Source organism: Kitasatospora sp. NPDC058162 (assembly GCF_042884005.1).
Lineage (GTDB): Bacteria > Actinomycetota > Actinomycetes > Streptomycetales > Streptomycetaceae > Kitasatospora.
In genome coordinates this window covers 1-1550 of sequence record NZ_JBHVUS010000085.1, presented here as the reverse complement: position 1 = coordinate 1550, position 1550 = coordinate 1, and the positions used below count along the sequence as shown (strand labels likewise).

General features: G+C 41.5%; 1 protein-coding gene. It reads left to right on the top strand.

Annotated features, from left to right (window positions below; all coding sequences use genetic code 11):
- The coding region (locus ACFVXG_RS46100) for an amino acid adenylation domain-containing protein (RefSeq protein ID WP_387936498.1) at positions 1-1550 on the top strand (1550 nt) is incomplete at both ends.

Here is a 1550-nt window from a genome sequence, read left to right as displayed (position 1 = left end):
TTCAATGCCAATATAGGTAGTAGGGGAGAATTGAAATACGGAATAAGCCAGGCCCCTGAAGTATTTTTGGACTTCCAAGTTGCGGAAAGCGACGGACAATTAATGATGACTTGGGATTATGTGGAGGATTTGCTTGATGAAGATATGATCCGTGCCATGTTTGAAACGTATCAACTTCGATTGCAGCAAGTTATAGACAATAATCTTTCATCTATGCCGCTGCCTGTAACACAGTCTGAACTACTGCTTGATTACAATGATACACAAGGAGATTATGAAGGGGATTTACTGCAAAGATTAATAGACCGGCAATGCCAGAAGACGCCAGATGCGATTGCAGTCAAATTAGGACAAGATACATTGACTTATGGCGAGTTGGCGAGAAAATCCAACCAGGTCGCTCGCTATTTAGCAGAACAAAACTATGCGCACAATTCTTATATTGGAGTTTGGGCAGAGAGACGAATCGAGACCATTGTAAATACGGTGGGTATTTTAAAAGCCGGCCATGCTTATATTCCTGTGAATCCGGAACATCCTGAGGAAAGAATAAAATATATCGTGGAACATAGTGATATCAAGCTGATGATTCATCCGGATTTATATGAAAAAGAGAACCTGTCCACCTATAACGATGGCGCCTTAGAACTGTTAGAAGGCTGCCAGCAGGATAAAGCCTATGCTATCTATACGTCAGGAAGTACTGGACATCCTAAGGGTGTTGTGATCACCCATGAAGCAGTAGTGAATACATTATTAGATATTAATAAGAAATTCAAAGTAGGTAGCGAAGATAAAATCATAGCCCTATCATCGATGAGCTTTGATTTATCCGTCTATGATATTTTTGGAGCACTCATTAGTGGAGCCCAGTTAGTATTAATTCCAGATCTTTTAGATATGAGTAGCATTCACCAGATCATGATCGAAGAAGAAATCACGATATGGAATTCGGTTCCGGCCATTATGGATATGTATCTGGAAAGCACAAAACAAGACACAGTGCGGAGATCTGCAGCAGAGCGCTTACGTATGGTGATGCTAAGTGGAGACTGGATTTCTCTTGGTTTGCCGGAGAAAATCAAAACAAGAATGCCAAAAGCACAAGTGATCGGGTTAGGTGGAGCAACGGAAGGCTCTATATGGTCCATCTATTTCCCAATCACAGAAGTGAAGCCAGAGTGGAAAAGTATCCCTTATGGATATCCGTTGAAAAATCAACAAATTTACGTACTGGATGATTGTGGAGAAGAATGCCCGGTAGGCGTTCCAGGAGAACTGCATATTGGTGGAAAAGGAGTCGCCGCAGGTTATCTCAATGAAGAAGAGAAGACGAAGGCCGCCTTTATCAACCATAGATTAGGGTATCTGTACAAAACAGGTGATTATGGTGTGATGCGTCAGGAAGGATATGTAGACTTCCTTGGAAGAAAAGATAGTCAAGTAAAGATACGTGGACATCGTGTCGAACTGGGAGAAATAGAACACTGTATCAATCATTTGCCAAATATTCACCAGTCCGTAGTCGCTGATTATAGTGATTCACATGG